This window comes from Kitasatospora sp. NPDC091276, from assembly GCF_040684355.1.
GTDB lineage: Bacteria > Actinomycetota > Actinomycetes > Streptomycetales > Streptomycetaceae > Kitasatospora.
In genome coordinates this window covers 17108-29115 of sequence record NZ_JBFBFU010000001.1, presented here as the reverse complement: position 1 = coordinate 29115, position 12008 = coordinate 17108, and the positions used below count along the sequence as shown (strand labels likewise).

The 12008-nt window shown below is 75.6% G+C and carries 11 protein-coding genes; 7 read left to right on the top strand and 4 right to left on the bottom strand.

The annotated features are described in order from the left end of the window. Nucleotides 1–62: 62 nt before the first annotated feature. A complete protein-coding gene (locus AB0O19_RS00140) occupies nt 63–848 on the bottom strand; it encodes a 2,3-dihydro-2,3-dihydroxybenzoate dehydrogenase (protein ID WP_363616456.1) in 786 nt (261 codons plus the stop codon). A 286-nt stretch (nt 849–1134) separates the two neighbouring features. Then, on the bottom strand, nt 1135–2355 hold the full coding sequence (locus AB0O19_RS00135) for a CapA family protein (RefSeq protein WP_363616454.1): 1221 nt from the start codon (nt 2353–2355) through the stop codon (nt 1135–1137). A 310-nt stretch (nt 2356–2665) separates the two neighbouring features. On the opposite strand from AB0O19_RS00135, the gene AB0O19_RS00130 reads away from it, so the two are divergent. From AB0O19_RS00130 to AB0O19_RS00120, 3 genes are all read left to right on the top strand, one after another. Next, a complete protein-coding gene (locus AB0O19_RS00130) occupies nt 2666–3898 on the top strand; it encodes a M48 family metalloprotease (RefSeq protein WP_363616452.1) in 1233 nt (410 codons plus the stop codon). A 31-nt stretch (nt 3899–3929) separates the two neighbouring features. After that, on the top strand, nt 3930–4352 hold the full coding sequence (locus AB0O19_RS00125; protein WP_063349838.1) for a MarR family transcriptional regulator: 423 nt from the start codon (nt 3930–3932) through the stop codon (nt 4350–4352). A gap of 93 nt (nt 4353–4445) precedes the next feature. Beyond that, nucleotides 4446–5627, top strand: a complete 1182-nt coding sequence (locus AB0O19_RS00120) for a PP2C family protein-serine/threonine phosphatase (protein WP_363616450.1) — start codon at nt 4446–4448, stop codon at nt 5625–5627. Nucleotides 5628–5703: 76 nt separating this feature from the next. Here AB0O19_RS00120 and AB0O19_RS00115 read toward each other — a convergent pair whose 3' ends face one another. Then, nucleotides 5704–6492, bottom strand: a complete 789-nt coding sequence (locus AB0O19_RS00115; protein WP_363579585.1) for an SDR family NAD(P)-dependent oxidoreductase — start codon at nt 6490–6492, stop codon at nt 5704–5706. Nucleotides 6493–6596: 104 nt separating this feature from the next. Then, nucleotides 6597–7526 carry an NADP-dependent oxidoreductase gene (locus tag AB0O19_RS00110; RefSeq protein ID WP_363616448.1) on the bottom strand — a complete coding sequence of 310 codons (930 nt, stop codon included), beginning with the start codon at nt 7524–7526 and terminating at the stop codon, nt 6597–6599. Between the two features lie 147 nt (nt 7527–7673). Here AB0O19_RS00110 and AB0O19_RS00105 point away from each other — a divergent pair, with 147 nt between their 5' ends. From AB0O19_RS00105 to AB0O19_RS00090, 4 genes are all read left to right on the top strand, one after another. Next, nucleotides 7674–9098 carry a LuxR C-terminal-related transcriptional regulator gene (locus AB0O19_RS00105; RefSeq protein ID WP_363616446.1) on the top strand — a complete coding sequence of 475 codons (1425 nt, stop codon included), beginning with the start codon at nt 7674–7676 and terminating at the stop codon, nt 9096–9098. Between the two features lie 13 nt (nt 9099–9111). Next, nucleotides 9112–9576 (top strand): protein-tyrosine phosphatase family protein, encoded by a 465-nt coding sequence (locus AB0O19_RS00100; protein WP_363616444.1) that lies wholly within the window; start codon nt 9112–9114, stop codon nt 9574–9576. Nucleotides 9577–9823: 247 nt separating this feature from the next. Continuing rightward, nucleotides 9824–10579 (top strand): (5-formylfuran-3-yl)methyl phosphate synthase, encoded by a 756-nt coding sequence (locus AB0O19_RS00095; protein ID WP_363616994.1) that lies wholly within the window; start codon nt 9824–9826, stop codon nt 10577–10579. 8 nt (nt 10580–10587) lie between these two features. After that, nucleotides 10588–11991, top strand: a complete 1404-nt coding sequence (locus tag AB0O19_RS00090; protein WP_363616442.1) for an aldehyde dehydrogenase family protein — start codon at nt 10588–10590, stop codon at nt 11989–11991. Nucleotides 11992–12008: the final 17 nt, after the last annotated feature.

The following is a 12008-nucleotide window of genomic DNA, read 5'->3' as shown; positions in this document are numbered from 1 at the left end:
GCCCGGGGCGCGGAGGGGAGCGGAGGGAAGCGGCGAGGAAGGCGTGGGGACGGCGAGGGCGTTCAGGCGCGCAGGGTCGCGCCGCCGTCGACGTAGAGGTCGTGCATGGTGATGTGCCGGGCCCGGTCGGAGGCCAGGAAGACCACCGCCTCGGCGATGTCGGCGGGTGCGGCGATCCGCCCGAGCGGGATGCCGACCCGCCAGGCGCCCAAGTCGCCGTCGATGACCCGCCGTTCGGCGGCCTCGGCGTCCTCGCCCCAGAGCGCGCGCTGCATCCCGGTGTCGGTCGAGCCGGGCGAGACGATGTTGCACCGCACGCCGGAGCGGGCGAGTTCCAGCCCGAGGCAGCGGGTGAACATGGTGGCCGCCGCCTTGGACGCCGCGTACGCGGCCATGCCGGCGCGCGGCACCCCGGCGGCGTTGGAGCCGACGGTGACCACCGCGCCGCGGCCGCGGCCGGCCATCCGGCGGCCGACCGCGCGGCCGGTGTGGAAGACGCCGGTGGTGTTGACCGCGAAGGTCTCCGCCCAGTCCTGGTCGGTGAGTTCGACGACGGGTGCGGTGCGCAGGATCCCGGCGACGTTCACCAGCGCGGCGATCGGCCCGAGTTGGCGCTCGATCAGGTCGACCGTGTCGTCCACCGCCCGGCCGTCGGCGACGTCCAGGACGTACGGGTGCACGGCGGGCGACTCCGCCGCGAGGGCGGCGAGCGGGCCGGGGTTGCGGTCCACCGCGGCGACGACGGCACCCTCGGCGACGAGCGCCCGGGCCACGGCCGCACCGATGCCCTGCCCGGCCCCGGTGACCATCGCGACGGCACCGGCGAATTCGGACTTTTGCACGGACATCCCCTCCGACCAGCAATATTAGGTAAGCCTAACCTAACACATATGTTCGGCTGCGCCGATGCCCTGTGCAGTCGTCAACTCGCCGCCACCCCCTCGACTCCGGTCCGATCGCCGCCGTTTCCGGGCGCACCGGCACGAGACGTTTCGTCTCGCCGAGACCATGGACCGAACCCCCCACGGCCGCGGTGCCGCGGCGGCTGGAGGGCGGCGAACTGCCGGACGGCGACCGGGAGCTGAGGACGGCTCCCGGTCACTCACGAGAGGGCCACGCGCCCCCGGAGGCGGATCAGCCCGTCGCGCCCGCAGAGCCCGTCGCGCCCGTCGCGCCCGTCGCCGGAGCCGACGGAGCCGGAGCCGACGGAGCCGCCGGGGCCGGGGCGAGGCCGGTGCAGCCCCGGAGGGCGTCGCGGCGCTTGCGGGCCGCCTCGGCGGTGGCGCCGGTGGCCGGGACGGGGACGCCCTTGTCGTCGATGGTCGCCGGGGCGAAGGCCTCGCCGGTGACCTTGCCGTCGCGGGTGAGGGTGAGGGTGGTGACGCCGGTCTCGTTGGAGAAGGCGTAGTTGGAGGTGCCGTACCAGAGGAAGTTGCCGAAGCCGTAGCCGATGTACGTGTTGCCGAGCATGCCCGAGCCGACCATGGTGTGGGCGTGGGTGCCGACCACGGCGGTGGCGCCGGCGGTGGCGAGCTTCTTGGCGATGGCGGTCTGCGGGCCGGTGGGGCAGGCCTTGCCCTCGTCGCCCCAGTGCAGGTAGACGAGGACGACGGGCGCCTGCTGCTTGGCCGCCTCGACCGCCTTGACCAGCGCGGGGACGTCCAGCGCGGAGGCGATTCCCGGCTTGTTGGCACCGGCCCGCCACTTCTGGTTGGTCAGGTCCTCGACCTGGCTGGCGGCGACGACGGCGACCTTCACACCGCGCACGGTGGTGACGTACGGGGCGTACGCCTCCTTGGCGTTGCGGCCGACGCCGACGACCGGGATCGGCGAGGAGTCCTTGGCGGCAAGGGTGTCGGTGAGGCCGTCGGCGCCGAAGTCGACGGCGTGGTTGTTGGCCATGGAGACGACGTCGACGCCGGAATCCTTGAGCGCCGAGAGCGCCTTGGGCGAGGTGCGAAAGGTGTAGGTCTTCGGCTCGGGGGCGCCGCGCCCGGTGATCGCCGTCTCCAGGTTGAGGACGGACAGGTCGGCGTCGGCGAGCGTCCGGGAGAGCGGGCCGAGGGCCTGCTCCGGCGGCTGGACGGCGAGCCGGGCCTCGGTGCGGCCCTCGAAGTGGACGTCTCCGGCGAACGCGACGGTGATGCTGCCGTCGGGCCGGGGCGCGGCGTTCTTCCCGGCGGCGGTTCCGGACGGCGTCGCACCCGGGCTGGTGGACGCGCCCGCCGCCCCACCCGAGGAGGCCGCGGTCGAGCCGGGCGCGGCGGCCGGCGCCGGGGCGGGGTCGTCGGGCCCGCAGGCGGCGACGGCGGTCAGGCCGACGAACAGCGCGACGACGGCCGCGGCACGGCGCATGAGTGGTTCCCCCCGGGTCGATCCAGAAGCGGTCAGCCTACGGCACGGGTTCCGCACCCATCCGCCTCGGTTCCGCAACATTCCGAGCACAACACCGGCGGGCCGGACACCCACCTCCGAACACCCACGGCCGGCCACCAGCCCCCGAACACCCGCGTCCGGCCACCAGCCGCCGAACACCCACGGCCGGACCCCCACAGCCGGACACCAAAGGCTGGAGCACCGGGCGCCGAGGACTGAGCGCCGCCCCGGCGCGGTAGGAGATGCTGAACCGCCCCCGTCCACCAGAGCCCGGAGCCGCACCCACCCCATGGACGACACCGATACCACCGCCTCCGCCGGCCCCGCCCCCACCGGCCGCCCACCAGCCGACTTCACCCCCGCCGAGCGCGCCCGTGGCCGCGCGCTGCGCCGCGCCCAGCTTCCCTGGGCACTGGGCGGCCGGCTGGCGGGCCTGGCGCTCACCCTGCTGCTCGGCCTGACCCCGGCCGGGGCCGGCCTGGTCTCGGCCGTCGGCGGCTGGTTCGGCGGCTCCCGGACGGCCGGGGTGCTGGCGGGAGCGGCGGCCCTGGTGGTGCTCGGCCAGGCGTTGCAGCTGCCGTTCGGCGCCCGGCTGCGGGTGGTCCGGGCCCGGTACGGGCTGGTGACGCAGGGCTGGGCCGGCTGGGCGGTGGACGCGCTGCGCGGCCTGGGGCTGGCCCTCGTGCTCGTCCTTCCGCTCGCGCTCGGGCTGTTCGCGCTGACCGCCTGGTCGCCGCGGCACTGGTGGCTGCCGGCGGCGGGCGCGGCGGCGGTGCTGACGGCGGCGCTGTCCTTCCTGCACCCGCTGCTGATCGAGCCGGTCTTCAACCGCTTCACTCCGATGCCGCCGGGCCCGCTGCGCAGCGCCCTGCTGGCGCTGGCCGAGCGGGACGGCGTACGGGTGCGGGACGTCCTGGTGGCGGACGCCTCGCGGCGGACCACCGCGCTCAACGCGTACGTGTCGGGGCTGGGCGCGACCCGCCGGATCGTCGCGTACGACACGCTGCTGTCGACGGCCACGCCGCGCGAGGTGGAACTGGTGGTGGCGCACGAGCTGGGCCACGTGAAGCACCGGGACGTGCCGTTCGGCACCTTGCTGGGCGCGGTGGGCGCGGCCGCGGCGGTGGCCGTGCTGGGGGTGCTGGGCTCCTGGCGGCCGCTGCTGTCGGCGGCGGGGGCGGCGGATGCGGCCGATCCGCGGGCGCTGCCGCTGCTGGCGGCGTGCGCGGCGCTGCTGGGGGCGCTGTCGGGGCCGGCCCAGTGCGCGGTGAGCCGCCGGATCGAGGCCAGGGCGGACCGGCACGCGCTCGAACTGACGTCGGACGCCGAGCAGTTCGTCGCGATGCAACGCAGACTGGCTTTGGCGAACGTCTCCGATGTCGACCCGCCGAGGGCGCTTGAGCTACTGTTCGCCACTCACCCGAGTGCGACCCGCCGGATTGCCGCCGCCCGCGCCTGGCAGGCCACTCAGGGACAGGGAGGCCCGGAGCGGCGCGCGAACCCGGGGGAATCCGTTGTATAGTGCAACAAATATCGAGGAGGTAGGAACGCCCGTGCCCGGCCGCCAGTCGTCCATCGACGCCATCCAGCGCGAGCTGACCGCCTTCGCCCGGCGCGCCCGGCACAAGGCCTCCCAGCTGCACCCCGACCTCTCCCTGGTCACCTACAGCATCCTCGACCTGATCACCGAGCGCGGCGGCTGCCGGGCCGCCGACGTGGCCGCCCACTTCATGCTCGACAAGTCGACCGTCAGCCGCCAGGTCACCGCCCTGGAGAAGCTCGGCCTGCTGCGGCGCGAGGCCGACCCGGACGACCAGCGCGGCCAGATCCTGCGCGCCACCGAGGCCGGGCTCGCCCTGCTGCAGGACGCCAACGAGCAGCGCCGGCTGGCCTTCACCGCCCGCTTCACCGACTGGTCCGACGAGGACGTCGCCCGCTTCGCCGCCTACCTGGCCCGCTACGGCGAAGAGGGCTGAGACCCCTGTACGGGGTGCGCCCGGGGGTCTCCGGGGTGCACCCGAGGAGCGCCCGGGGTGCGCCCCACCGCCCCGACGGTGTACAGAGGAAAGGTGCCACTCCGGCAGCGTCCCCGTGACCCGCAGCCCCGCGACCGCCGCCGCCCCCGGCGGCCCGACCGCCGCGCGCTGACGGCGCTGTCGCTCGCGCTGATCGTCGTGATCACCGTCGTCGACATCCTCTCCCCCGCGCAGATCCACCTCGGCCCGCTGCTGATCGTCGCCCCCGCGCTCACCGCCTCCTACGCCGGCGCCCGGGCCACCGCCGGCGTCGCCCTGCTGGCCCTCGCCGCGCTCACCGTCATCGGCATCACCCGGGACGGCCTCACCAGCGCCAACATCGAGACCCAGCTGGGCGCGCAGGTCGTCGTCTCCGCCCTGATCATCGGACTGCGGGCGCTGCGCGAACGGTACGAACGCGAGCTGGCCCAGGTCCGCTCGGTGTCCGAGGCCGCCCAGCGGGTCCTGCTGCGCCCGCTGCCGGACCGGATCGGGCCGCTGCACCTGGCCTCCGTCTACCTCGCCGCCGAGGCCGAGGCACAGGTCGGCGGCGACCTGTACGCGGCCGCCCGCACCGCCACCGGCACCCGGCTGCTGGTCGGCGACGTCCGCGGCAAGGGCCTGTCCTCGCTCGGCGACGCGGCCCTGCTGCTCGGCGCCTTCCGCGCCGCCGCCCACCTGCACACCGACCTGCCCGGGCTCGCCGCCTACCTGGACGGCAGCGTCTGCTGGGACCTCGCCCAGCTCGGCGAGCAGGCCCGCCGGCGCCGCCTGAGCGGCGAGGACCCGGACGAGGCGGCCCCGCCGGAGGACAGCGGCGAGTCCTTCATCACCGCCGTCCTGCTCGACATCCCCGACGACGGCACGGCCGTCCGGCTGATCGACTGCGGTCACCCGCCCCCGCTGCTGCTGCGCCCCGACGGCATCACCACGCTGGCCGCCCGCCACCCGGCGCCGCCGCTGGGCCTGGGCGAGCTCGCCCCGGCCCGGTACGAGGTGGAGACCTTCCCGTTCCACCCCGGAGACCGGCTGCTGATCTACACCGACGGCGTGATCGAGGCCCGCGACGCCGGCCGGCGCTTCTACCCGCTCACCGACCGCGTCACCGCCTGGCAGGACGAACGCCCGACCGCCCTGCTCCACCACCTGCGCCGCGACCTGCTCGCCCACGTCGGCGGCCGGCTGGACGACGACGCGGCGATGGTCATCGTCGAGCGGCTCCCCCGGCTTCCCTAGCTCCCCTGGCTCCCCCGGCTCCCCCGGCTCGCCCGGCTCCCCTGGCTCCCCTGTCGCGAACACCGGGGGCTGACGGCTACTGCGCGAGGTAGCCGCCGTCGACGGGCAGCACCGCGCCGGTGATGAAGGAGGCGTCGTCGGAGGCGAGGAACAGGACGGCCGCCGCGACCTCCGCCGGGGCCCCGAGGCGGCCCATCGGGTGGCGCTTCTCGATCGCGGCGAGGTACTCCGTCCCGCCGGGTTCGTCGTACAGGCGGGCGACGCGGTCGGTGGCGATGGTGCCGGGGGCGACGGCGTTGATCCGGATGCCGCGGTCGGCCCATTCGACGGCGAGGTGCCGGGTGAGGCCGGAGGCGACGAACTTGGCGGGCCCGTAGACCGCCTGGCCGCGCTGGCCGGCCTCGCCGGAGATGGAGGAGACGCAGACGATCGCCCCACCCGGCCGTTCCTGGGCGGCCATCGCCTGGATGCCGTACTTGCAGGTGAGGAACATGCCGCGGCCGTCGACGGCCATGACCTGGTCCCACTCCTCGGCGGTGGCCTCGGTGACCTCCATGAGCGGGATCACCCCGGCGTTGGCCACCAGGACGTCGAGGCGGCCGTGCCGTTCGACGGCGGCGTCGACCATCCGGCGGGCGTCCTCGTCGCTGGCCACGTCGCCGACCACCGTGCTGACGGCGTGCGGGAAGCGGTCGGCCAGCCGGCGCAGGCCCTCGACGTCGATATCGGTGCCGACCACCGACGCGCCCTCGCGCACGAAGCGTTCGGCGACGGCCCGGCCGATGCCGTTGGCCGCGCCCGTCACCACGCAGGACCGCCCGGCCAGGCGGCCCGCCGACACCCCTGATGCGTTCTCAGTCACCATGCCACCGGACTCTACCGATTCCGCGTCAGGAAGCCCGGTGCATCGACCAGTTGACCAGTGCACCGGGCCAGCTGTCGGTCGTCGACGACCCCGGCACCCGTGGCTCAGACCGTGAGCACGATCTTGCCGCGCAGGTGCCCGTGCTCGCTGAGCCGGTGCGCCTCGGCCGCCTCCGCCAGCGGCAGCACCTGGTGCAGCGGCAACCGCAGGGTGCCCGCCTCGTGCAGCGCCAGCACGGCGGCGTAGGCGCGCTGGTGGTAGGACTCGACGCCCTCCGCCCCGCCGCTGAAGCGGACGCCGTACTCGGCGGAGCCGGCGAAGTCGACGATCGTCACCACCCGGTCCGCGGAGCCGGTCAGCTCGATGGAGAGCGGCAGCACCCCGCCCTTGCCCGCCGCGTCCAGCGCCCGGTCCACCCCGCCCGGGGCGGCGGCCCGCACCCGGTCCGCCAGGCCGTCGCCGTAGGCCACCGGGATCGCGCCCAGCTCGCGCAGGTAGCCGTGGTTGGCCTCGCCGGCGGTGCCGACCACGGTGATCCCGCGCGCCCGGGCCAGTTGCAGCAGCAGGGTGCCGACCCCGCCGGCCGCGCCGTGCACCAGCAGCGTCTCGCCGGCCCGCACGCCCAGGACGCCGAGCACCCGCTCGGCGGTCTCGGCCGCCACCGGGATCGCCGCGGCCTCCTCCCAGCTCAGCGAGGCGGGCTTGCGGGCCAGCAGGTCGGCGTCCACGAGCGCCTGTTCGGCGTACGCGCCGCCCATGACGGCGCCGAACACCTCGTCGCCGGGCGCCCACGCGGTCACGTCCGGGCCGACGGCCTCCACCGCACCGGCCAGCTCGTAGCCACCGACATGCGGGAAGGAGACCGGGAAGGCCGCCACCATCGAGCCGCTGCGCACCTTGTGGTCCAGCGGGTTGACGCCCACCGTGCGGACCGCGACCCGCACCTGGCCGGCGCCCGGGGCGGGCAGCTCGACGTCGGTCGGGCGCAGCACGTCCACGCCGCCGTACTCGGAGAAGGCGATCGCCTTGGTCATGGAATGTCCTTGCGGGTTCGGTGAGTTGTTTCTTCCGACGGCTCCATCCTGGATCGTCCGGGGTGGTCGCCAGGCCCGCCTTTCGGATGGTTCCACCTGTCCGAACGGCCAGGCTGCCACCGCGGCGCCCGGGCTAGGCTGGCCGGTATGGGCGACGGCATCGGCGTTGGCAAGGGTGTGCGCAACGAGACGGGCGAGGACGTGGACGGCAGGGACCTGGACCACGGGAACGGGAACGGCGCGGACGAGCGGTGGCGGCAGCACTGGGGCCGCCCCGAGGAGGCGCTGGCGCGGGCCGTCGAGGTGCTGCGCACCCCCCGGCCGCACCTGATGGACCGGCTCTCCGAGGTGGTCGCCACCCTCGTCCCGCACGTGGCGATCGCCCAGCTCAGCGGCATCTGCACCTATTCCCCCACGCTCGCCTTCGGCCCACCCGAGCTGACCGCCGCCGTCAGCGGCCTGGAGCTCGCCAAACTGGCCGAGACGACCACCTCGGCGACGGCCGACGGCCGGGCCTGGCAGGGCGAGGCGCAGCTGGCCGGGCGGGCGAGGTCCGTCGTGGTGGTCACGGCGTCGGCGTCGGACGCCACCACCGCGGTGCTGGTGCTGGTCCGGGACGGCGGCGCCGACCCGGTGGCGGCCGGGGCGCTCGCCGTCCTCCAGCAGCTGTGGGACTTGGTCACCACCCACTCGCACCACCGCGCCACCGACGCCGGCCCCACCCACGCGGTGGCCTCCCGGGCCTCCGCCAACGCCCGCGCCCGGGCGATCGCCGAGTTCACCGGCTCCCACGGCGCGGCGCTCACCGCGATCCTCGCGCCGCTGCGCTCCGCCGCGCTGGACGACGCCACCGCGCGCCGCGCCGCCACCGAACTGGCCGTGACGGCGCTGCTCGACCTTCGCCGGGGCGCCGACCTGGACCGGGCGCTCAGCGAGGAGCCCGCCGACGCCGCGTTCGCCCGGCTCGACCAGCAGTTGCGCCCGCTGCTGCGGCACACCCGGGTGCGGCTGGACGTCGCGCCGCCGGCGGAGGCAGGCCGGTCCGTGCCGGCGGACACCGCGCACGCCGCCCGGGACGCCGTCCGGGCGGCCGTCCTCGTGATGCTGGAGCAGGACGCCGTGACCAGGCTGCACGTGAGCTGGCGGTTCACCGGTGACACGCTGCGGGCGGTGGTCCGGGACGACGGCCCCGGCCTGCTGGCCGCCGACGCGCTGGCCGTCCACCGCACCGCCGACCGGATCGCCGCCCTCGGCGGGCGCTGCGCCATCGAGGCCGTCCCCGGCTGGGGCACCACGGTGAGCGTCGACCTGCCGCTCGGCCTGCCCGAACAACCGCGCGCCACCGACCCGTTGGACGGTCTCCAGCCGCGCGAGCTGGAAGTGCTCGACCAACTGGCCCAGGGCCGGCGCAACCGGGACATCGCCGCGGCGCTGCACATCAGCGAGTCGACGGTGAAGTTCCACGTCGCCAACATCCTGGCCAAGCTCGGCGTCTCCTCGCGCGGCGAGGCGGCGGCCCTGGCCCACCGGGCCGGGATGCCGGGCACCCCGGCCCTGCACGTGGCGTCCTGAGGAGAACCGCGAGATGACCGAGACCACCGAGACCACCGGACCGACCGGGCCGACCGCGCCCTGGGACCCGGCCGCCCCCGGCGTGCTGCGCCTGCCCTCCGGGCGGCTGCTGCGCGGGCGCGGCCTCAGCCGCCCGCCGGCGCCCGGCCCGCACCCCTCCTTCGGGCTCTACCTGCTGGGCCGCCCGCCCAAGCCGCTCCCGTGGCAGGGCCGTTGGGTGCACTGGCCCGACTTCCGGCTCCCCGCCGACCGGGCGGACGCGGCCGACGCCTTCCGCGAGGTCTGGCGGCGGTCGGCGACCGAACGCGTCGAACTCGCCTGCGCCGGCGGCCACGGCCGCACCGGCACCGCCCTCGCCTGCGTCGCGATCCTGGACGGCGTCCCGGCCGCCGAGGCCGTCGCGTACGTCCGGGAGCACTACGACCGGCACGCGGTGGAGACGCCCTGGCAGCGCCGCTACGTGGAGCGGTGGGCCTGAACGGCCGTCCCGGCGGCCAGGAGCAGGAATCCCGACCCCGGCGACCCGACCGCGCCCGTGTGCGACGGGTTCGAACTGGCGTGTCCGGCGCGTCGGGGGGTGATCGCGCCACGGCAGTGACCCGTTCGGGCTCCGCGCGCCCTACCGGGGGTCACGGGCCGAAGGAATGATGAGCGGACCGCACGTGATCCAGACGACTCCGCGCACCTGCCCCCGGCCGGTGGACCTGCGGTGGAAGGAGCCCACGTTGTTGCTGCTCATCTCCCCGGACGGCGTCGAGGAGGCCCTCGACTGCGCGAAGGCGGCGGAGCACCTCGACATCGTCGACGTCAAGAAGCCGGACGAGGGCTCGCTCGGCGCGAACTTCCCGTGGGTGATCAGGGAGATCCGTGACGCCGTCCCGGCGGACAAGCCGTTGTCCGCCACCGTGGGGGACGTCCCGTACAAGCCCGGCACGGTGGCCCAGGCCGCGCTCGGCGCGGCCGTCTCCGGCGCCACGTACATCAAGGTCGGCCTCTACGGGTGCACGACGCCCGAACAGGCCGTCGACGTCATGCGAGGGGTCGTCCGGGCCGTGAAGGACTACCGGCCGGACGCGTTCGTCGTCGCCTCGGGCTACGCCGACGCCCACCGGATCGGCTGCGTCAACCCGCTCGCGTTGCCCGACATCGCCCGTCGCTCCGGCTCCGACGCGGCCATGCTCGACACCGCGATCAAGGACGGGACCAGGCTGTTCGACCACGTTCCGCCCGAGGTCTGCGCGGAGTTCGTCCGGCTGGCCCACGAAGCCGATCTGCTCGCCGCGCTCGCGGGCAGCGTCAAGGCGGCGGACCTCGGCACGCTGACCCATATCGGCACGGACATCGTGGGAGTGCGCGGGGCCGTCTGCGAGGGCGGCGACCGCACCGCCGGAAGGATCCGGCCGCAGCTGGTGGCCGACTTCCGGGCGGAGATGGACCGGCACGCCCGGGACCACGCGGCCGTCGTCACCGCCGCGAGTTGACCGCCGGCATGCCGGCGAGCCGGCCCGGCCACCCGCCCGGGCCCGACGGCGGGCGCTTCGCCGTCGTCGACCCGGCGACGGGCGAGGCCTTCGCCGAGGCCCCCGACCAGCAGCCGGACGCGCTGGACGCCGTCGTCGGCCGGGCCCACGAGGCCTGGCGCAGCTGGCGGGCCGACCCCGCCGCCCGCGCCGCCGCGTTGCGCGCGGCAGCCGACGCCGTGGAGACGGCCGGAGCCGACCTCGCCCCGCTGCTCACCCGGGAACAGGGCAAACCCCTGGCCGAGTCGGCCGCCGAGGTCGCCCGGACGGCGGCCCGCCTGCGCTACTTCGCCGACCTGGCCCCCGGGCCCCAGCCGATCGCGGACGGCCGTCCGGTGCGCAGCGAGATCCGCTGGCGGCCGCTGGGGCCGGTCGCCGCGATCGTCCCGTGGAACTTCCCGCTCCAGCTCGCGGCGGCGAAGTTCGCGCCCGCGCTCGCCGCAGGCAACACGATGGTGCTCAAGCCCTCCCCGTTCACCCCCCTCGCCACCCGGCTGCTGGGGTCCGTCCTCGCCACCGCCCTCCCCGAGGGCGTCCTGACGATCGTCACCGGCCGCGAACCCCTCGGCGCCCGGCTCGCCTCCCACCCGGGGATCCGCCACGTGACCTTCACCGGCTCGGTCCCCACCGGACGGGCCGTCGCGGCGGGCGCGGCCGTCTCGCTCGCCCGGGTCACCCTGGAGCTGGGCGGCAACGACGCCGCCGTCCTGCTGGACGACGTGGACGTGGACCGGATCGCGGACCGGCTGTTCTGGGCGGCGTTCCGCAACTGCGGGCAGGTCTGCATGGCGGTCAAGCGCGTCTACGCCCCGGCCCGGCTCCACGCCCACGTGGTCGAGGCCCTCGCGGAGCGGGCGAAGAGCGTCGTCGTCGGCGCCGGACTCGACCCGGGCACCCAGCTGGGGCCGGTCAACAACGCCCCCCAGCTGGCCAGGGTCGAGCGCTACACGGCCCGGGCCCTGGCGGACGGCGCCCGGGCCGCGGCCGGTGGCCACCGGCTGGACCGGCCGGGCTACTTCTTCGCCCCGACGGTGCTGACCGACGTCCCCTCCGACAGTCCGGTGGTGACGGAGGAGCAGTTCGGCCCGGTCCTGCCGGTGCTGCCGTACCGGAGCGTCGACGAGGCCGTCGAGGCGGCCAACGACACCGGCTTCGGGCTGGGCGGCTCGGTGTGGGGGACGGACCTCGACCGGGCCGAGGCGGTGGCCGACCGGCTGGAGTGCGGGACGGCGTGGATCAACCACCACGCCGAGCTGTCCCTCGCCCAGCCCTTCGCGGGCGTCAAGGACAGCGGTGTCGGCGTCGCGGGCGGGCCGTGGGGGCTCTACGGGAACCTCAGGCCGTTCGTCGTGCACCGGCCTGAGGAGGCTTGACGATCCGGAGGAGGCGT